This window comes from Cystobacter fuscus, assembly GCF_044360685.1.
Lineage (GTDB): Bacteria > Myxococcota > Myxococcia > Myxococcales > Myxococcaceae > Cystobacter > Cystobacter fuscus_C.
This window is the reverse complement of record NZ_CP043491.1, coordinates 10,596,452-10,616,191: the sequence shown is the minus strand read 5'-3', so window position 1 is coordinate 10,616,191 and position 19,740 is coordinate 10,596,452. Positions and strand designations below refer to the sequence as shown.

Annotated in this window: 16 protein-coding genes; 12 read left to right on the top strand and 4 right to left on the bottom strand. The window is 68.1% G+C overall.

Annotated features, from left to right (window positions below; translation table 11 throughout):
* Positions 1-8: 8 nt before the first annotated feature.
* The 4 genes from F0U63_RS43435 (at position 9) to F0U63_RS43420 (ending at position 4,948) form a co-directional block, all read left to right on the top strand.
* Complete coding sequence (locus F0U63_RS43435) at positions 9-1,148, top strand: nucleotidyltransferase (protein ID WP_395840255.1); 1,140 nt, start codon at positions 9-11, stop codon at positions 1,146-1,148.
* Positions 1,145-3,001, top strand: coding sequence for a HesA/MoeB/ThiF family protein (locus tag F0U63_RS43430; protein ID WP_395840252.1), 1,857 nt, complete (start codon positions 1,145-1,147; stop codon positions 2,999-3,001). Before F0U63_RS43435 ends, F0U63_RS43430 begins: the two co-directional genes overlap by 4 nt.
* The gene (locus F0U63_RS43425; RefSeq protein WP_395840249.1) at positions 2,998-3,534 is read left to right on the top strand and encodes a Mov34/MPN/PAD-1 family protein; all 537 of its coding nucleotides are present in this window, start codon (positions 2,998-3,000) and stop codon (positions 3,532-3,534) included. Before F0U63_RS43430 ends, F0U63_RS43425 begins: the two co-directional genes overlap by 4 nt.
* Positions 3,535-4,495: 961 nt before the next feature.
* Complete coding sequence (locus tag F0U63_RS43420) at positions 4,496-4,948, top strand: hypothetical protein (protein WP_395840247.1); 453 nt, start codon at positions 4,496-4,498, stop codon at positions 4,946-4,948.
* A gap of 71 nt (positions 4,949-5,019) precedes the next feature.
* On the opposite strand, the gene F0U63_RS43415 is transcribed toward F0U63_RS43420, so the two are convergent.
* Positions 5,020-5,379, bottom strand: a complete 360-nt coding sequence (locus F0U63_RS43415) for a hypothetical protein (RefSeq protein WP_395840245.1) — start codon at positions 5,377-5,379, stop codon at positions 5,020-5,022.
* A 550-nt stretch (positions 5,380-5,929) separates the two neighbouring features.
* On the opposite strand from F0U63_RS43415, the gene F0U63_RS43410 reads away from it, so the two are divergent.
* Together F0U63_RS43410 and F0U63_RS43405 are read left to right on the top strand one after the other, a co-directional pair.
* Positions 5,930-6,634 carry a TIGR02269 family lipoprotein gene (locus tag F0U63_RS43410; RefSeq protein WP_395840243.1) on the top strand — a complete coding sequence of 235 codons (705 nt, stop codon included), beginning with the start codon at positions 5,930-5,932 and terminating at the stop codon, positions 6,632-6,634.
* Between the two features lie 16 nt (positions 6,635-6,650).
* Positions 6,651-7,370 (top strand): double-CXXCG motif protein, encoded by a 720-nt coding sequence (locus F0U63_RS43405; protein ID WP_395840241.1) that lies wholly within the window; start codon positions 6,651-6,653, stop codon positions 7,368-7,370.
* Between the two features lie 42 nt (positions 7,371-7,412).
* On the opposite strand, the gene F0U63_RS43400 is transcribed toward F0U63_RS43405, so the two are convergent.
* Positions 7,413-12,128, bottom strand: a complete 4,716-nt coding sequence (locus F0U63_RS43400) for a translocation/assembly module TamB domain-containing protein (protein ID WP_395840238.1) — start codon at positions 12,126-12,128, stop codon at positions 7,413-7,415.
* Complete coding sequence (locus tag F0U63_RS43395; RefSeq protein ID WP_395840236.1) at positions 12,125-14,290, bottom strand: BamA/TamA family outer membrane protein; 2,166 nt, start codon at positions 14,288-14,290, stop codon at positions 12,125-12,127. Before F0U63_RS43395 ends, F0U63_RS43400 begins: the two co-directional genes overlap by 4 nt.
* A 122-nt stretch (positions 14,291-14,412) precedes the next feature.
* Here F0U63_RS43395 and F0U63_RS43390 point away from each other — a divergent pair, with 122 nt between their 5' ends.
* Positions 14,413-14,742, top strand: a complete 330-nt coding sequence (locus F0U63_RS43390; protein WP_395840234.1) for a hypothetical protein — start codon at positions 14,413-14,415, stop codon at positions 14,740-14,742.
* Positions 14,743-14,805: 63 nt separating this feature from the next.
* On the opposite strand, the gene F0U63_RS43385 is transcribed toward F0U63_RS43390, so the two are convergent.
* Entirely contained in the window at positions 14,806-16,353 is a 1,548-nt protein-coding gene (locus F0U63_RS43385) for a 4-alpha-glucanotransferase (protein ID WP_395840231.1), read from the bottom strand.
* Between the two features lie 135 nt (positions 16,354-16,488).
* Between F0U63_RS43385 and F0U63_RS43380 the strand changes: the two genes are divergently transcribed.
* Genes F0U63_RS43380 through F0U63_RS43360 form a run of 5 tightly spaced genes read left to right on the top strand, consistent with a single transcriptional unit; the run spans position 16,489 to position 19,736 of the window.
* Complete coding sequence (locus F0U63_RS43380; RefSeq protein ID WP_395840229.1) at positions 16,489-17,085, top strand: DNA-3-methyladenine glycosylase; 597 nt, start codon at positions 16,489-16,491, stop codon at positions 17,083-17,085.
* A gap of 34 nt (positions 17,086-17,119) precedes the next feature.
* Positions 17,120-17,734 carry an RNA polymerase sigma factor gene (locus F0U63_RS43375; protein WP_395840227.1) on the top strand — a complete coding sequence of 205 codons (615 nt, stop codon included), beginning with the start codon at positions 17,120-17,122 and terminating at the stop codon, positions 17,732-17,734.
* Between the two features lie 59 nt (positions 17,735-17,793).
* Positions 17,794-18,033: an anti-sigma factor gene (locus F0U63_RS43370; protein ID WP_002622638.1), complete on the top strand. Its 240-nt coding sequence runs from the start codon at positions 17,794-17,796 to the stop codon at positions 18,031-18,033.
* The gene (locus tag F0U63_RS43365) at positions 18,030-19,103 is read left to right on the top strand and encodes a radical SAM protein (protein ID WP_395840224.1); all 1,074 of its coding nucleotides are present in this window, start codon (positions 18,030-18,032) and stop codon (positions 19,101-19,103) included. Before F0U63_RS43370 ends, F0U63_RS43365 begins: the two co-directional genes overlap by 4 nt.
* A gap of 18 nt (positions 19,104-19,121) precedes the next feature.
* The gene (locus F0U63_RS43360; RefSeq protein ID WP_395840221.1) at positions 19,122-19,736 is read left to right on the top strand and encodes a DedA family protein; all 615 of its coding nucleotides are present in this window, start codon (positions 19,122-19,124) and stop codon (positions 19,734-19,736) included.
* Positions 19,737-19,740: the final 4 nt, after the last annotated feature.

The window sequence follows — 19,740 nt, the reverse complement described above, 5'->3', positions numbered from 1 at the left end:
GGTACGCAATGGAACTACCGACTGACTTCAAGGATTTCCTGCAGGAGATTCGGCCGACCGAGAATCAGCGCTCGGATCTGCAGACCGGGCACAAGACGCTGCGTGAGCGTCTGAACGCCTACGAGGACCTGAAGAAGTGCCTCATCTCGGACTTCCTCCAGGGTAGCTATCGACGGGCAACGGCCATTCGCCCGAAAGGCGACCGTCGTTCCGACGTCGACATCATCGTCGTCACGAAGCTCTCCGAGGAGGAGTACTCGCCTGTGAAGGCGATGGACCTGTTCAAGCCCTTCCTCGACAAGCACTACAAAAACAAGTGGCGGCAGCAAGGCCGCTCGTTCGGCATCGAGTTGTCGTACGTCGAACTCGATCTGGTTCTCACATCGGCGCCGTCGGATGCGGAGATCGGCATCCTGCGGTCGGACGCGGTCACGAGCGATGACGATCTTGAAGAGGCGAAGGACTGGCGCCTCCACAGTTCGTGGGTCGCGCTCGGCTCGCGGTACCAAAGCGACGCGAGAACGCTGCTCGTCAAGGCGAATGAGCAGGACGAGTGGAAAGCGCAACCGCTCCATATCCCCGACCGCGACGCGAACAAGTGGGAGCCCACCCATCCTCTCGCGCAGATCACTTGGACGCGGGACAAGAACGCGCGCACCGACCGGCACTTCGTCAACGTCGTGAAGGCCATCAAGTGGTGGCGCGTCGAGAACTACGAGGCGCCCAAGCACCCGAAGGGCTTCCCGCTCGAGCGGCTCATCGGTGAATGCTGCCCCGACGGTATCACGGGTGTCGGCGATGGCGTCGTGAAGACGCTCGAGAAGATCGTCTCGGAGTACGCGCAGACTGTCCTGGTCGGTGGCAAGCCGAGCCTCCCGGACTACGGCGTGTCGACGCACGATGTCTTCAAGCGAATCTCCGCTGACGACTTCAAGAAGTTCTACGATCAGGTCAAAGACGGCGCGGCTCTGGCGCGGCGCGCCTTTGACTCCCAGGACCGGACGGAGAGCGGGAACCTCTGGCGCGATCTGTTCGGGAGCAAGTTCCCGAAGCCGCCGGAGAACGGCGGTGGTGGTTCGAGAGGGTCGGGCCGTGGCTACACGCCGCCGACCGGCCCCGCCGTTCCGGGGAGTGGACGCTTCGCGTGACCTCTGCGCCCGTCCTCACACCTCCTGCGATTGAACGCGGCCTTCGCGGCCTGCGGGGCATCGATGCGTGCGTGGTTGAGGACGAGCCGAAGTTCCATGCCAACGTGAAGCAATGGGTCGTCACGTTCTCTCTTCGACGTGAGACCGGCGTTCGCTTCATCGGCGCCTTGACGCGTTGGTGCGCGCTGATCGATGAGGGCTATCCCTTCGGCGAGATCGCGGTCTACCCTGCAGCCGAAGGCGGGATCACGGCGACCTTCCCGCACCAGTCGCGAAACACGCCGAGCCGTGAGCGACGAGGCTGGCGAGGCGGCAAGCTGTGCCTCGACTCGCCCTTTGGCGGCGAACGACGACTGACCCTCGTTCGCGATCCTGTCGGCGACGCGGACACCCGATTGCGGTGGCACGTGGAGCGCGCGTTAGTCTGGCTTCACCACGCGGCCAACGACCAGCTCTTGGCGATGGGCGATCCGTTTGAGCTTCCGGCTCGGTCCCACACGACGGCGCGCGCATGGCTTCGACAGCGCTTGGTTCACGATGAGACCGCTCTGACGTTCGATGCGTGGAGCGGCCGCGAAGGATCCTTCGGCCGCGCTGACCTCGGCTTGGTGACCGACATCGGCAACGCGATCGGCGTGAGTCGCTTCGAGGACCGGACCGAAGCAACCGTCCGTGAGTGGGCAGGCCGCAAGCTCGGGAAGTGCGACGACGTCACCGGCTTCTGGTGGCTGTGGCCGAAGCCCATCGTTCTTCCGCCGTGGCAAGCCCCCAGCACATGGGGAGAACTTCGGCGCGTCGCGAAGACGATGGGACTCGACGCTGACGGAGTGCTGCGCTGGATCCTCGCCTCGGTTCGAGGCGCGAAGACGAGCAACATCCTCCTACTCGGCTACCCGGTGTCGTTGCGTGTCGGCACGCCCGTAACCGAGGTCCACTGGGATGCGCTTCTGCTTCCGCCCGTGGGAGCGGCCGCAGGAAAGCCGCCGAGTGGTTTTCGCCCGAACGCGCGAGGCTGGTGGCAACGCGATCGGTACGGGACGTTCGCCGACAAGGTGGCGCTCCAGTACTTGCGCACGGAGAACTGGAGCCCCGAACGTCTCCAGGCTCGTGGCCGACTCCCGAGCGCGGTTCGAGACCTCCGTGTCGCGCTCCTCGGTGTCGGCGCGCTGGGCTCGACCCTGGCCGAGATACTCGTGCGCGCAGGCATCAAGGACATCGCTCTCGTCGACGAAGACCTGCTGGAGGCAGGGAACGTGTGCCGACATGTGGCCACGCTCGTCGATGTCGGGAAGACCAAGGTGCAGGTCGTTGCGCAGCGACTGAGGCAGATCTCGTCGGCCGTTCGGGTGACCGAGTTCAACGAGGAACTGCACGGCGATGCGAAGGCGATCGGAGCACAGTTCGACGAGTACGATGTCATCATCGATTGCACGTCGTCTGACGAAGCCCTTGCGCTGCTCGCGACGGCATGGTGGTCGATCCCGCGTGTCTTCGCTTCGTTCTCGCTGGGCTACGGCGGGAAGCGCGTCTTCTCGTTCGGCGTGAGCGGCCACCAGTTCCCGCAGCAGGAGTTCTCCACGAGAGTTCGTCCCTGGCTTGAGCACGAGGCGAAGACCTGGGCCAGCAGCGAAGAGGTCCTCGAGGGAGCCGGATGCTGGTCGCCTCTGTTCCCGGCTCGCTACGACGACGTTGTGCTGGCTGCTGCAACGTGCGTAAAGGAACTCGAGATGCTCGTTGCGCAGAGGCCGCGTGCACCTCGCTTCCGGGTGTTCACGCAGTCGATTTCCGATGATGGCTTCCAGGGCTTCGTCCCGGAGAGTGCGCCGCCCGCCGTGGAGGAGATGGCGTCATGATGGACTGGAGCGGGAAGACCGTGGACGGCACCTTCGCCGTGCAACTTCAGGCGCACGTGCTTCGCATGCTGGATCGCCTTTGCCGCGAAGCTGGCACTTCCGAGACGGGTGGCATCCTCATCGGCCGCCACTCGGACGATCTCACGGTCGCGATCGTGCGGGAGGCGACGCCGCCGCCGTCGGACTCTCGTCGCGGGCGGTCGTGGTTCGTGCGCGGCGTGAGCGGGCTGCGCGACATGCTCGGCAAGAAGTGGCGCGCGAAGGAGCGCACCTACTACATCGGTGAGTGGCACTTCCATCCCGTCGACCATGTCGAGCCGAGCGGCGATGACTTCGAGCAGATGCTCAAGATCAGTCACGCCAAGGAGTACGACTGCAAAGAGCCGCTGCTGCTCATCCTTGGCACCGGCCAGCAGCAGGGGCAGCGCTCTTTTCGAGCGTTCGTCTGCCCCTCCGATGGCGCTCCGCTAGAGTTGCTTGCGGCTCCGAGCGAGAAGAGTGCGGGCGCCCTGACTGAGGGAGGAGCGCTGTAGCGCAGAGGCCCATTGGGGGGGCGCCTGACGCGCCCGCGAGTGCTGCTCTGGTTGACTTGGCTATCAACAGCGAGGCGATGCGCCAAGCCTCGCTTCGCCCTCGTTCGGGCGTGGCCAGTTAAACGTCAGCGGCTCCGTCCCAGAAAATCACCCTCGGCTGTTAGGATGGCCCCGGCGGCGGGGTGGGAGTAGCCCAAGAACTAGGTGATGGAGAGCGGGCACCCAGGTTGACGGACGGGCCGAGGACGAAACCCGTGTTCGCGAGGTTGTGTGGGTCGTCCGGAACTCCCCCACGGGGGACGAGGAATGCGGAGGTGTCGAGTGCGCGGCGCACGCCGTCGAGGCAGGGCCTGTTCAGGCTGCGCAGCATCGTTTCGGGGTTGTCGCGCAACCGGTAGAGCCTGGCCACGTCCACGGCCACTTTCACCTTGCCGGCCATGCCCGAGGAGAAGGGGTGGGGTTGGCCCGAGACGTGCTGAGGGGACTTCAGGCGTACGGGCAAATCCGACAGAAAGCACTCGGTCCGAAAGGCGGGAAGGTGGCTCTATGGGTGGGAATAAACGGCAGGAACTGGCGGCGAGGCTTCTGCGGGCGGAGATGGCACTTCAGGAGGCGCAGCGGGAGCCTGATGGGACGCGGTTGCGCTACTTGGTGGCCCGGGTCGAACACGCGAGGGTCGGGCGGGCCGGTGTGATGGTGTTTCTCGATGAGGCAGGGGCGCATGTGTGTGCACGTGAGGCTGGTCATGCCCTCTGGTTGTTCTGGTGTTCCACCTCCTGCGATTGGCAGGGTCATTACGCAAACTTGCCGCGCCTCACAATTCAGAGTGTCCTTGCGTACATGGCGTGTTTTGTAACGAAGTTTGAACTTCGAGGGGGTTGTTGTGAGTTCGTGGAAGGTTGGACTTGACTCTCAGTGCTTGTCGTATCTGCTTGATGCTATCAGGGGGACTGAGGAGGCGGTGGATCGCCTCGCCCTGGAGCGGAAAGCTCTTGTTCGTGTTTATTTGTACATGGTGGGTACGTTTTACGTTTCAAAGACGGTGGTTGTTGAGTGTGACCGAATTCGGGACGAGGAGCGTCGCCAAATGCACGACAGCTCCATCAGTGTGCAGTTTCTGGATCTACCAGTCCAGTGTGTCTCCAGGGTGGACGAACGAGCTGCGTATTTGCTCGGGTTCCATTCAAAGCAGGGAGACTGTAGGGTTCTTGCTGAGGCGGAGGATTTAGGCCTCAACGTATTGCTGACATATGATGGCGACTTTAAGAAGCGCCTTGCCCCTGTGGCCAATGCCGTCTCGGTGCTCACGCCTAGTGAGTATTGGGAGCGGCTCGGTATTGCCAGGGGAACACCTCCACGCAGAGTGCCCGATTACATCAACCCTTTGAGCAAACAAAGCTGGTGGCAATGGTAGGTGACTGCAACCGTTGGTCGACGCGGCCAGTCTATAGGGATGAAGTTACTCCTGAGATATGTATGCCACGTCTACTGTGAACGACAAGTGGTGCCGCCCCTCCTCGCCCTCCCTGCGGTACCAGTGAGTCCTCCTTTCTCGACGTCCACGTACACATAGCCCTCGGGGTGGGCGTCGTACATCGCCTCCCAGGCAGCCCGGGCGATTCCTTCGCTGTATCCGTCCGGCCCGCACTCGCCGCGCACCAGCACCGTCACCGTGCAGCGGTGGAGCGCCGTCCTCGTGCCCGCGAGGTACTTCTCCGGCTTCTCCCCGCCAGAGAACCGGCACGTCATGATGGCGTCCGGGGCGCCGGGAGGGTAGGGCCCCGCGTAGAGCGTGGGCAGGCCGTCTGCGGGGGTCGCTGGAGCAAACGCGGAAAGCGAGGACATGGAGAGGGGCGCTTCGCTCAGGAATGGGCCAAGCCGGTGGAACTGGAAATAACGCCACTACCGTGTTGGGAAGGACTGAAGGAGGACGAGAGGTAGCAAGCGGTGCGGGGGCTCGTGGAGCAAGTGGACGCCGAGGCTGAATCCCGGGGCAAACCGGTCTTGGAGGCCAGCGCCGTGGGGGCTCAACACCCGCGACCCGGCCCGAGCACCTCGAGAGGAGCCCAAGGCTGTTGGGGCATGCCTCCACGCGGAAGGCGTTGAAGGAACTGCGCGAGCAGTACCGGGCCTTCGTTGCGGCATTTCGAGAGGCGGCGGCTCAGTGGTGTCGTGGAGATTTTTCGGCCTGCTTTCCTCCCTTCGCCTTCCCGCCACGTGTCGCGCCAGTTCGTGCTGCTCAAGTTCTTTGACACCCTCTCCGGGTGCACACGCGTCCGCGAGGATGCGCAGGCCCCGGGGACGTCGAAGATGGCTTCCACGTCATTGGAGCAGGAGCGAGGCCCGCGATCGCGCCTATACTCCATCCGACCCGAGCCTCCGCTCTCACGAGACCATGCGCCCCCTTCCCTGTCCACGATGGCTCGCGCTTCTCTGTGTGCTGCTGACAGCCTGCGCCACCTCGGCCCTCGATGCGCGCGGGGACGACGAAGCACAGGAGTCCATGTCCTCATGGGAGGAGGCCCGGGAAGACCCGAGCTGCGTGGTGCCTCAGTGTGACGAGGCACGCTGCGCCCTCTGGCGCTGCCAGGATCTGGTGGAGGTGGACGAAGCCCCTCCTGCCGTGGTGCTGGTACGCGGACCCATGCCCCAGGCCATGCGGCCGCCCCTGGTGGGAACACCTGGTCGATGGTGGGGACGCACCCTGGCGGCACCCAGCTACCAGGAACCGGTCTTCGAGATTCCCTGGCACAACAGGAAGACCCGCGAGCAGCTCGCGCAACAGCGGCGACATTCTCTCGGGTGCATGCTTCCGCCCGAGCCACTCGAGAAGCATCACATCTTTCCGCAAGCCCAAGACCTGGCGGAGTGGTTCAAGATCAAGCGCATCGATATCCATGCCTTCACCATCAGTCTTCCCAAGAGCGTTCATCGAAGACTCCACAGCGGCGAACCCAAGGGTGGCCAATGGAATGCCGCCTGGCGGCAATTCCGCGATGAGAACAAGGGCGCCACCGCGGAGGAAGTCTGGCGATTCGCATTTGAACTCATGTTGCGATTTGGCGTGAACGGCCCTCTCACGCCTTATTGTCAGGGCTGAGTCTTGGAGCACATGGATGCCGTATTTCAGAATCAAGGAAGACACATCATCTTCGGAATATACGGGCGATATTGACGCCGCCCACAAATGGAAGCTGCCGGGTGTCTTTGAGTGTCCTGGCTGCGGAGCCACTTGGGGTGACAACTCCATCGCCTATCCTTCGGTGGACCTCACGCCTATCGCCACCAAGGCAGACTTCGAGGAAGCGCGAGCAGAGCCCCTTGAAGAGTATGAACGACTGTGTGGACTGGTGCGCCCTTATCTGCCGCCGGGAGCAATGCTGGAGCCGGGCACGGCGCTTGGCCCCCTCGTAGGTAAGGCCCAGGGCCGCTTCGGGCCGCTCGTGTCCCCCTATCCCTGGTGGCTGTTGGTAGAGCGCACGGCACTGGAAAAGCTCCAGGCCGAAGGTGTGCGCGGCCTCAAGGGCTGCCGCACCGAATTGCGCTTCCGTCAGCGCTCACCACCCGAGCTCCTCGAGTTGGAACTCGTCGTCACGGGCCGTGCCCATCCAGATTGCCTGCCACCGAACCCCAAGCCGCCTTGCCCTCGCTGCGGCCGTCGTGGACTTCGCTTGCCCGACAATCTCCTGTTGGACCTCAGCACGCTTCCGACGCACCTGGACGTCTTCCGGTTGGAGGACTTCTCCACCGTCATCGTCTGCACGGGGCGTTTCGCCGAAGCCTGCCGCGGCTTGGGCCTGAAGGGTGTGTCATTTCACCCTCTGCGCGCGAAATAGCAGGGCCAGGCGGGTGAGCCACCTGTGGTTGCTGGAGGCGCCTCAGTACTCCTTGCTCCAGATGAAGTCCGCGCCACCCACCTGGGCGTCGCCGTACTCGGCCTCCACGCCCCAGCGCGGGCCGAACTGGTACTCCAGCCGCACGGAGTTGGCGTTCTCCCGCCGCGTGGTGGACTGGTTCTGGGGCGAGCCCAACCGGCCGCTGTAGCCCAGGTAGAGCTTGTCCGTGAGGTACTTGCCCACCTCCAGTCGCGCGCCCGCGAGGCCCTCGTCACCGGACTCGATGGTGAGCACGTCCAGCGGCAGCTTCGCCGCCAGGGCCTTCTTGGCCTGCGAGGCCAGGAGCGAGCCAAGCACCGAGGCCACCTGGCCCTGGTTCATCGACGAGGCGCCCGAGCCCGCCTTGAGCGTGCGCCGGCCCGTGGCCAGCAGCGTGTAGATGTCCGTCTCCGGCAGCGGCGGATCGCTCGTGGGCTTGATGGTGAAGTCCTTGCCCTGGCCGCGCACGGCGACATACACCGTCACGCCCGCGCTCTCGTTCTTGTACTCGGCGGTGGCGTTGATGTAGGGCGCGGCCGCGGGGCCGGTGAAGCGCACCTGGCTGGAGTTCTGGATGTTGAAGCGCCGGCCGAGCACCTCCACCTCGCCGCGATGCACGTGCACCTCGCCGTAGATGGAGGCGGTGTCCGCGTACTCGACGCGGAAGTTCTCCGACAGGCCAACCTCCACGTTGACGTCGGCGCCCTGGACCCAGAGGTTGCGCGGGGCGTTGATGTTGATGCGGTACTGGCGCTGGGGCTCGGGCTGGGTGGGGCCAGCGCCGCCCGTGGCGGTGTCCGTGGGGGGGGCCTCGGCCTGGGCCGGATTCATCGGCTGGCCCTGGCACGTGAGCACGATGCCCTCGGGCCGATCGAGCACCTGCAAGTCCTTGCGCTTCTCCTCCGGCAGTTTGATGTGGGCCTCGGGAATGGAGAGGTTGCGCAGGTTGATGAACTGGGCCGTCTTGGAGATGTCCCCCTCGAACTCGGTGCGCAGCTGGATGATGGCGAAGAGCTGATCGTCGAGCACGAGCGGGAAGTCGTCCAGGTTGCCCTCGCCCGTGAGGTTGAACGAGCCGGACGCCGTGCGCGTCCCCTCGGCCTTGAGCTTGAGGCGGCCCTGGCCGCTCTGGGCGGAGAAGTCGGAGAGCGCGATGCGCTGGTCGTCCACGGCGAGCGCCACGTGCACGTCGCGGTAGTCGCCCATTCCATCCAGCGAGAGCCGGCCCTGCTTCCACTCGAGCTGGCCCTGCAGCTTGGGCGCCCCGAGCGTGCCGTCCACGCGCACCTTGTTCATCACCAGCTCGCCGCCGATGGCGCGCACCATGGGCAGCCGGGCGCCGGAGAGGAAGGAGAGATCGAACTGGTGCGAGTCCAGCTCCACCACCAGGGGGATGCGGCGGGTGTCCATGCCCTGGCGCAGCGCGGGCAGGGACAGGTCCTGTGTGGCATGGCCCCGGGCGGTGAGCGTGCCGCCCTTGGGCGAGGTGAGGAGCGCGTCGAAGGCGGAGCGCGCGTCGGCGTAGGTGTAGTGCAGCCGCGCCTGGCCGAGTCCCAGCTCCCGCACGCCGATGTTCTGCACGCCGGCGGTGAGGTCCACCTGGGGAGCGTTCAGCGTGCCGCGCGCGCTCAGGCTCAAGGCGACGACGTTCTGGGGCTCGGAGGTGTTGTTCTGCTCCTGGGGCTGAGGCTCGCTCCCGCGGCAGCGGGCATCGAGGGCGGCCCGCGGGGAGATGCTGGCCAGTCCCTGCAGCTCGCGCTGGGACAGGGGGCCCGCGCGCGCGGTGAGGGTGAAGGGCACATGGCCCACCACGTCCTGGTCCTGCAGCGCCACGAGCGAGGCGCGCACGTGGGCCTCCAACTGCGCGAGCAGCGTCTCCTCGCGCCGGGCCTCGAGCTGAATCTTCACGGAGGAGGGACCGGTGACCACGGCGAGGTCTCCATCCAGGGGCACGACGCCACTGACCGTCGCCCGGCGGGCCTGCACCTTCAGCTCCCCCTCGGGCGCGAGCAGCGGACCGGTGAGGTGGGCCGTCATGGAGAGCTTGCCGCTCGCGTCGGTGGCCAGCCCGTACTGCGACAGCAGCGCGAGCGGCATGTCGACGACCTCGGCGCGCAGCGCGCGCATGGGGGTGTCCATGGCCTGCGCCGCGGTGGGCGGACGGGCGATGAGCCCGCCCAGGGTGAAGGGCGTCTCCAGGGTGGCGGTGGCCTTCTGGGCGAGGCCGCGCAGGTGGAGGGTCGCGCTGAGCGTGCCGTCCTGCTCGTCCGACTTCGCGGTGAGCTCGAAGCCGAGCTGCTCTCCGGCCAGCTGGGGCGGGAGCGCGCCGAGGGCGAGGGGCACGGGCGGGGCCTGCTCGGAGTTCGTCGCGGAGACCGCTCCCCAGTAGCGCAGATCCGCGCCCTGGAGCGCGAGGTCCAGCCGCGGGTCGTTCGCCATGCCCTTGAGGGTCACCTTCCCGGACAGCCGGCCGGTGGCCGTCTCGGGCTGGCCGGCCATGCGCAGCGCGGGGCCGATGTCCAGGTGGTCCAGGATGAGCTCCAGGTCCACGGGCTCGCGGCGGTGCTTCATGAGACCCTGGACCGGCACGTCGAAGTGGCTGGAGACGCGCAGCGCGGGCGCGCTCGCGGTGAAGGTCCCGGTGGCGCGGTCACGCGCGTAGCGGCCGTCCAGGTCGAACGCCAGGTCCGAGTACTGCTGGTAGCGGCCACCGCTCAACTTGAGCTGGGCCCGGGCATCCGGCCGGGACATGCGCCCGTTCACGGACACCTCGCCGGAAATCAATCCCGCCACGTCGAAGGACGCGGGCAGGTAGGCCTTGGGCAGGCGGTTGAGATCCAGGGCGCGCAGCTCGGCGTGCGCGCGGATGGACTCCCCCTGCATCTTCAGGGCGAGCGACAAGCCCTGCCCGCCGGAGGTGAGCGACAGCGCGGGCTCCACCTCCACGCGGCCACCCCCCCAGGTGACGTGCGTGGGGTGTTGCAGCGTCCAGGCCGCCTCCGGGTACTTGAGGGTGACGTCCTCGAGCGCGAGGCCCGCGTTGTCCTTGTCCAGGGTGCCCCACAGCGCGAGCTCGAGGGGCGCATCGCCCTCGGCGTGCACGGAGACCTCGAGCTGGCGGCCCTTGGTGCCGACGAGGGCGCGCAGGTTCTTGTAGGTGCGGCCTCCGGCGGTGAGCTGGTTCACCTGGAGCCGGGCATCCGTGGTGAGCGGCTGGGTGGCGTCGGGCAGGCGCACGTCGACGGTGAGTCCCTGGAGGGAGGTGTCCGCCCAGGCGAGCGTGTCGAAGCCGCCCACGAGGCTGACGGCGGGCGCGCGCACGGGCCCGGACGCGGCGAAGTCGAGCGAGCCGTGGCCCGACAGGGGCATGGGCGCGCCGCCGGGGCCCAGCCGGCCCACGGTGTGGGCGAAGGCACCGAGGTCGGCCGCCACGAGCCTGCCCTCCACCTTGAGCTTCTCCTGCGTGCCCGCGCCACTCGCGTAGAGGCTGAGGCCGGGGGCGCGTGCCTGGAGCTGGGTGAGGGTGAAGCGTCCGTCCTTGGCGCTCGCGTGGATGTCCACCGGGCCCAGCGTCTGTCCCTCGATGGGCGAGGCGGGCATGGTGAAGTCCAGGGTGCCCTCGAGCGTGTCCAGGCTCTTGCCGCCGCCGCGCACGAGCAGCTCCGCCGCGAGCGTGGAGTGGGGCCCACCGCCCAGCAGCTTGGAGAGATCCAGGTCGCGCACGCGCACGGTGAAGCCCTGGGTGATGAACGTCTCGAGGTTCACGTCGCCCTGGGCCGTGGCGGTGCCGTCGGCGGCCTGGGCGTTGAGGTCCACGCGCACGACGTCGCCCGTCTTGGCCACCGTCCCCGCGAGGGTGACGGGCGCGGCCACGGGATAGGAGGGCAGCACGGCGCGCGCCAGCGCGGGCTCCAGGCGGAGCTTCTTCACCTCGGCGCGCAGCGTCTCCTCGCCCTCCATGGCGCCGCTGCCCTGCAATTCGAGCCCGGGGGCGGTGAAGTCCACCTGGGCGTTCAGCCGGCCTTCCTCACCTCCGGCCTGGAGCGCGAGCCGCACGGGGCCCTGCTGGGGACTGGCCAGGCGGGCGGTGGCGTCGAGCTTCGCGGCGAGCGCCTCGGTGGCGGCGGCCCAGGAGGCCGAGCCCCCGGCCTCCAGGCCCTCGAGGCGCACCTCCTGGTTGCCCTGGGGAGACTCCGACACGAAGGCCACCGCGCCGCCCTTCAAGCGCAGCTCCTCCAGGGTGAAGCGCAGCGTGCCGCGGGGCGCGTTGGGATCCTCCGGCTTGGGCTCGGAGGGGTTGCGCAAGGCGATGGCGCGCGAGAGGTTGAGCCCGCGTGCGTCCTGGCGCAGGAAGAGGTGGGGCTCGTCGAGACCCACGAGCTTCACCACGACGTGCTTGCGCAGCAGGGGCAGGAGCGCCACGCGCACTTCCAGTTGCTCCAGCTCGGCCACCAGCTCGTTGTCGGGGTCGTACAGCTTCACCCCCGAGAGCACGAGCGAGAGCGGCCCCAGGTCCAGCCCGGCGAGTTCCAGCCGGCCAGACAGCTGCTCATTGGCCTGGGTGAGGGCGAAGTCGCGCAGGCGGGCCTCGCCCGGCGGAGTCATGAGGTAGACGAGGGCGCCTGCCACCAGCACGAGCACGAGCCCGATGAGGCCCACGAGGCCCCAGAGGAGTCGGCGGCCCCAGCGTCGGGCACGGGTGGGATGCGGTGTGCTCAAAACGCCTCTCCAATCGAGAGGAAGAACGTGCAGAGGCCCTCGGGAGCGCCCGCATATTTCTTCTTCGCCTCGCCCTTCAGTTCAAACAGTCCAAAACAGGTGGCGTCACTCTCCAGGTTGGAGAGTGCACCAACCGTGGAGCCCAAGATGGGCAGCGGCTGGCCGATATTCAACCTCCGGGCGACATCCACCCGGATGGGGCCGACGATGGTGGAGTAGCGCAGACCCAGGCCCACGGCCTGATAGTGATAGTCGCCAAAGACGCGGCCGCTCTCCAGGCGGATGTCGTCCCGGTGGGGCCCGAAGTTGAGCGGCCCGATGCCCGCGAGCCCCGAGTCGTGGAAGAGGGCGAGCGTGAGTTCCGAGAACAACTTCACGCGCAGTTCCACGCTCGTCTCCAGCAGGCTGTTGCCGCCGATGGGGACGAGGTGGTCCGCGAGCTGCTCGGAGGTGGAGCTGATTGCACTCATGGGCGAGAGCCGGCGGGTGTTGAAGCCGCGCATGGAGGCGCCGCCGCCCAGGAAGAAGCGGTTGACGATGGCGCTGTCCTGGCCGGCGGGCGTGAGCAGGGTGCCCATGCGCAGCCGGGCCGCGAGCGTGAAGCGATCCCTGGGCCCGAAGGTGTAGTAGCCGCGCAGGTCCGGCAGGATGCGCACGAACGTGTACTGGCCGAGCAGGGGGCCGCCGCCCTCCTGCAGGGACAGTGAGGCGTAGAAGCCGCGGCGGGGCGCGAGCGGATCATCCCGGCGGTTGAGCTCGATGAACTGCTCCAGGTAGCTCACGGAGATGTTGCACTCGGCGCGGTCACCGTCCTCCGGACAGCCCAGCAGGATCGCCGGGGCGGTCGCCTGGTCCACGCTGCCGCGCTGCCCGTTGAGGTTGTAGAGCTCCAGGTTGTAGGTGGGGGAGATGGAGAAGTCGGGCCGGGGCTGCCAGACGACGCCGCCGCGCAGCCGTCCGCCGAGGTAGTTGTAGGCCTGCTCCAGGCCGCGCTCGGCGGTGAGGGACGTCTGCAGGCGCAGGTCCCGGGCGAGGAAGCGGGGCTGCTCGAACTGGGCGGAGAACTGGAAGATGGGCCCGTGGGGGGTACTGATGTTGGGCGAGCCGTCCTCGCCTCGATCGAACGCGGCGGTGATGTTGGGGATGAAGGCGTAGCCCACGCGGCCGGTGAGGGTGAGCTTGCGCAGGCCGCCGAAGAAGTTGCGGTCCGTCCACTCGCCGAGCACGCGGATTTCCTGGCGGGCCGCGTCCAGACCGATACCGCCACCGGCGCGCACCGAGCGGAAGGGGGCCTCGCGCACGTCCACCACCACGGGCACCGTGCGCGCCTCGCGGTCCGGCGCGCCGCGGTTGACCTTCACCGCGCCGAACACACCCATGCGGAAGACGCGCGCCTGGGCCTCCGCCAGCGCCGACTCGCTGAACCACTCGCCCTTCTTCACCGAGCCCTGGGCCTGCTCGATGATGCGCCGCGGGTTCACCTGGGGATCGGCGTCCGTGGCGACGAAGATGTTGCCGAAGCGGTAGCGCGGCCCGGGCACTACCCGCAGGTCCACCGTCGCGCCCTGCGTCGCCAGGTCCACCCGCACCTCGCCGCCCACCTCCGCCTCGGCGTAGCCCAGCTCGTGCAGGCGCTGCGCCACCAGCTCCTTCGTCACCGCCCACTGCTCCTCGCGGAAGACGGCGCCCTGGGCGAGCGGCAGATCCTCCAGGGCGCGAGAGCGGTGCTCCTCGCTCAGCTCCTCCAGGCCCGTCACGTTCAGGCTCGTGACGAGCGTGGGCGAGCCCTCGTGCACCGTCACCTCCAGCGCGACGGCGTCCTCGCCCTGGGGCTCCTGCTTCGCGTCTTCCACCCGGGCCTCGTAGAAGCCCTGGGCCTGGTAGAAGCGGACGATGCGCTTGAGGTCCGCCTGCCAGGTGTTGGGATCGAAGTAGCTCGGCTTGCCGAACGGGTTGAGCCGCTGCCACCAGGGTGTCTTGGTGGTGACGATCTTCTCCTTGATGTCGGAGGCCTTGACCTGGTCGGTGCCCTTGATGTCCAGGGCGACCACCTTGGGTTGGCCCTCGGTCGAGGCGCCCTGGGTGTGGGCGCACCCGGCGGACAGGGTGAGCAGGGAGAGGATCGCGAAGACCGGGCGGAGTGAAAAGGAGGCGGCGTCCACGGGGAGTACATAGCCCGGAAGCCCTCCTGGGGAACCCCCACCCGCGCGGGTTCTCCGCCAGAGGACACTTGGAGTCGTGAAAACGTGCATCCCGGGCGGGGCGGCTCCAAAGTCAGCACCCTATGCGAGGACCAATCCGGAGAATCCTGGCAGGGGTGGTGCTGGTGGGGCTCACCGCGTGCGGGGTGACCGAGGACGAGGCGGTGCGGCTCAAGGATGGCCAGACGCTGAGCATCCCCGGCGTGCCCCTGGAGGGCTGCGGCAGCTTCGGCTGCCTGTACGAGGGTCAGGTCTGCATGGAGGTGTTCTTCGAGTACGGCCGCTCGCCCGCGGTGTGCGTCTTCATGGACGTGTGCGAGCGGCTCGATTGCCAGACCCAGAAGCCGGGCTACAAGTGCACCCTCTTCGACGGCTTTCCCGGCCAGGTGAAGTGCATCGAGCGGGACGACTGACGGACCCGCCCCGTGGCGCCGGGGCCTCGGGTGGGAGGCGCCCGGGCGGGTGGGGCGAGCGCGTCAGCGCCGGGCCGAGGCGGTGAGCAGGCCGAGCCGATCGGCCGCCCCACGCGTCTCCTCGTGGGTGAGCAGATCCTCGGTGTTCTGGGCGATGCGGTAGGCCCAGTTGGAGTCGCCCACGGAGCCGGGCAGGTTGATGCGGTCCTTGGTGCCGAGCACGTCCTGCCAGGGCAGCACGCACAGGTCGCTGCCCGCGTTGAGCGCGGCGGCGAGCGTGGCGCGGTGGACGGCGGGGGTGAACTCGCGCGTGGCGGCCACGCCCTGGAACTCGGGGTAGACGCGCGCCATGGCCTGGCGCTCCCCATCACTGGCGGACTCCCACCAGTCCGCCACGGGCTCGGTGTCGTGGGTGCCGGTGGTGACGAGCGACACGGGCGGGAAGGCGTGCGGATCGCGGTACACCCCGTCGTCGCGCTCCCAGCGCAGCACGCGGTAGCCGGGCAGGTTCAGGTCCCGGAGGATGGTGCGCACGAAGGGCGGGATGACGCCCAGGTCCTCGGCGACGATGCCGGCGCCCTTGGACAGCAGGCGGAAGTGGCGCTCGCCGTAGAGCTTCCACTGCTCCTCGTTGTCGGGGACGAAGCGCCCGGTGGGCGTCTTCTCGTCGCGGATCCACTGGCGGAAGTAGCCCACCGCGTGGTCCACCCGGCGCAGGTCGTAGTAGCTGGCGGCCTTGGCGGCGCGCGACTTGAGCCAGCCGTAGTCGCCCTTCTCCATCTCCGCGAAGTCGAAGTAGGGCAGGCCCCAGTCCTGGCCGGTGGCGGAGAAGTCGTCCGGGGGCACGCCCAGGCGCGCGTCCCGGCGCAGGATGTCCGGGTGCGCCCACACGTCCGAGCTATCCTGGCCGATGATGAAGGGCTCGTCGCCGCACAGCAGCACGTCGCGCTTCTTGGCCAGGGCGCGCATCTCGTTCCACTGCGTCTCGGCCACCCACTGCAGCCACGCGTGGTAGCGCACCTCGCGCTCCAGCCGCTGCGTCTCCGCCTGGATGGCCTGGGGCTCGCGGTGCTTGAGCGGCTCGGGCCACTCCCACCAGGGCGCCTGGTTGCGCTCGTTGGAGATGGCCGTGTAGAGCGCGTAGCTCTCCAGCCACTCGCCCTGCTGCTGGCGCCAGGCGGCGAACTGCTGGGCGCGCGGGCTCTTGGGCCACTCGGTGCGCTCGAAGTGGTCGAAGGCCCGCCGGAAGGCGGCGTTCTTGAGCGGGAAGACCAGGTCGTAGCGCACGCGGGGCGCGGCGCGTGCCTCGGCCAGCATGCGCTGCTCGTCGGGGGAGAGCGCCGCCTCGCCTCCTGAGGCGTGGAACTCCGGCAGTGACTCCAGGTGGATGAACAGCGCGTTGAGGCCGAACGCCGAGCGCGTGGCGTAGGGGCTGGGGTCCCCGGGCGCGGTAGGCAGCAGCGGCAAGAGCATCAACATGCGCTGGCGCGCCGCCTCCATCCAACGCAGGAGACCATCGAGCCCGCCGAAGTCACCGATACCGAAGTCGGTCTTCGAGCGGAGGGAGAACAAGGGCAGGAGGAGACCGGAGATGCGGCCGGTGGAAGACATGGTGCACGCACAATGCACCACGCACCCCTCCATGTGAACTGTCCTGGCACTTGGTTCGTGGCCGGGGGTCGGGCTCGACCTCCTGGAGAACACTTGGGCTTGTTCCGGCGTGGACGGGAATCTCCCGCGCGTGGCATGCCTTCTTCCCGCGTGCGCCTGCCCGTCTCGTTCTATGCGCGCCCCGCGCTCACCGTGGCCCGCGAACTGTTGGGGACCCACCTCGTGCTCGAGGGGGAGGCGGGGCGGCGTGTGGGCCGCATCGTGGAGACCGAGGCGTACGTGGGGGCACATGACCTGGCGTGTCACGCGTCCAAGGGGCGCACGGCCCGCACCGAGGTGCTCTTCGGTCCACCGGGGCGCGCCTACGTCTACCTCATCTATGGGATGTATCACTGTTTCAACGTGGTGACGGACGAGGAGGGGGTGGCGTCGGCGGTGCTGGTGCGGGCGGTGGAGCCGGTGGAGGGCCTGGCCCCGGCGCTGCGCACGGACGGCCCGGGGCGGCTGTGCCGGGCCATGGGGCTGACCCTGAGCCACAATCGTTGGGACCTGCAGTGCGCGCCGCTCTATCTGGAGGAGGGCTCGCCCGTCGCGGAGGCCCAGGTGGCGCGGGGGCCGCGCATCGGGGTGGACTACGCCGGGGAGTGGGCGCACGAGCCCTACCGGCTCTGGATCCGGGGCAGTCAACATGTGAGCCGGCCGCCCGCCCGGAGGGGACTCAAGTCCGCTTGACGGGCACGGTCCGGACTGGGAGGGTGCGCACCAAATGTCCGACGAGGCCGTCAAGGAAGAGGACCGCCAGCTGGTGGAGCGGGCTCAGGCGGGCGACATCAGCGCTTTCGAGGCGTTGGTGGATGCCCACCGGGATAAGGTGTACGGCCTGGCGCTGCGGATGACGCGCTCCGAGGCGGACGCCGCGGAGATCAGCCAGGATACCTTCCTCTCCGCCTACCAGCACCTGCGGGAGTTCCGCGGGGATGCCGCCTTCAGCTCATGGGTGCACCGCATCGCGGCGAACAACGCCCTGATGCGCCTGCGCCACCGGCGGGTGGTGCAGGCGGCCGAGGGAGAGCTCCAGGGCCCGGAGTTCACCGAGCGGGGGAGCCTGACCGAGTACCCCACCCGGGACTGGAGCCGGGATGCCGAGGGGCGCATCCTGGACGCCGAGCTGGGGCATGCCATCCAGCAGGCGACCGACCATCTTCCCGAGGGCTACCGGGAGGTCTTCCTCTTGAAAGACGTGGATGGGCTCAGTTACGAACAGATCGCCGAGGTGACGGGGGATTCCATTCCCGCCATCAAGAGTCGATTGCACCGGGCCCGGCTTGCTCTTCGTGAGGCCATCGACCGGTTCTATAATCAGGGCGACGCGAGTGGGTGAAACCCATGAGGGGGCTGGGCATCTCGTGAATGACGAGGCAGGCCACGGCCGAGGTCCGGATGTACACGTGTAAAGACTCCATCAACCTGCTGCAGTCGATGCTCGACGGGGAATTGTCCCCCGAGGAGACCCGGCACCTGCGCGAACATCTGGCGGGCTGCGCTCCCTGCGTCGACTTCCTGCGCACCTACAGGGCCACGCCGGGGCTGTGTCGCAAGGCGCTGGCCCAGAAGATGCCCCAGGAAGTCTCGGCCAAGCTCACCGAATTCCTGCGCACGCGCATCAAACCCGCCCCGTGAAATTCCACCTCAAGACGCTGTCGCTGCCGGAACTCGAGGCGGCCCTCGCGCCCGTACAGCCCTCGCCCGTGGCGGTGCGCAAGGTCTTCGCCGCCGTCTTCGCCCATGGGGCCTCCACGGTGGAGGAGGTGTGCCGGGCGCCCCAGGTGCCCAAGCGCGTGGCGGATTTCCTGCGCGAGCACGCGGAGATGCCCCGCCTGACGGTCGTCGAGCGCCGCAAGGCCGAGGACGGCTTCGTGAAGTACCTCTTCGACTCGCCTCTCGGGGGCCGGGTGGAGGCGGTGCGCATCCCCATCTTCGACCACAAGTACGTGGTGTGCATCTCCAGCCAGGTGGGCTGCGCGCTCGCGTGCGACTTCTGCATGACGGGCAAGCTGGGCTTCCAGCGCAACCTGCGCACCTGGGAAATATTGGAGCAGGTGATGCAGATCCGCGAGGAGGCCGACCGGCCCGTGCGCGGCGTGGTCTTCATGGGCATGGGCGAGCCGCTGCTCAACTACACGGAGACCTTGAGGGCCGCGCAGATTCTCTCGCACCCCGCGGGCTTCGCCATCTCCGGGCCCTCCATCACCTTCTCCACCGCGGGCATGGTGCCGGCCATCCGCCGCTACGTGCGCGAGGGGCACCCGTACCGGCTGGCCTTCTCGGTGACGAGCGCCATCCCCGAGAAGCGGCTGAAGGTGCTGCCCATCGAGAAGGCGCACCCGCTGCCGGAGCTGGTGGACGCCATCCGGGAGTACGCCACGGTGCGGCGCGAGCGGGCGATGATCGCCTACGTGGCCATCAGCGGCTTCAACCTGGGTGAAGAAGACGCAGTGGCGCTCAAGCAGGCCTTCGAGGGCATCCCCATCAAGGTCGATCTCATCGACGTGACGGACCCCCAGGGCAAGTACCTGCCGCCCTCTCCCGAGGAGCTCAAGGCGTTTCGCGACCACCTGCAAATCCTCGGCGCGCCCATCGCGCGGCGCTACTCGGGGGGCAAGGACATTGGAGCGGCGTGTGGCACGCTCGCCGCCTCCCAATATGGGGGCGTGGTGTTGCCGGCCCCGCCGCCCGTGAGCATCTCGTAGTCTCACCGCGAGAGGCGCATGGTCGAGTTCCTCGACAACTTCATCGCCCACCTGGGCCTCTTGGGCCTGCTGGTGTTCGGCGTGGCGGCGGCGCTGGAGTACGTGGTGCCGCCCTTTCCCGGAGACACCATCACGCTGCTGGGCGGGGTGTACGCGGTGCGCGGGGACCATCCCTGGCCGCTGGTGTTCGGGGTGGTGGTGGCCGGCAGTGTGCTCGGCGCGCTCATCAACTACCAGGTGGGACACTGGCTGGGGGGCCGCTTCGAGCATCGGCCGGGGGAGGCCTTCTTCGGCATCACCCACGCGCGGCTGGAGTCGGTGCAGGCGCAGATGCGGCGCAAGGGGCCGTGGCTCCTGCTCGTCAACCGTTTCCTGCCGGGCATCCGCGGGCTCATCTTCGTCGCGGCGGGAGCCGCGCACATGCCGCGCGCCAACGCGCTGCTGCTCGGGGCGCTGTCGGCCGTGGCGCACACGGCCCTGGTGCTGGCGCTGGGCGTGGCGGTGGGCGGCAACCTGGAGCGGCTGGAGTTCCTCGTGGGGCGCTACCAGCGGGGCGTCATCCTCGGCGTCGCGCTCGTCGTCCTGGTGCTGGGCCTGCGCACCCTGTTCAGGCGCCAGCCGCGCACCGGGTGAGCCC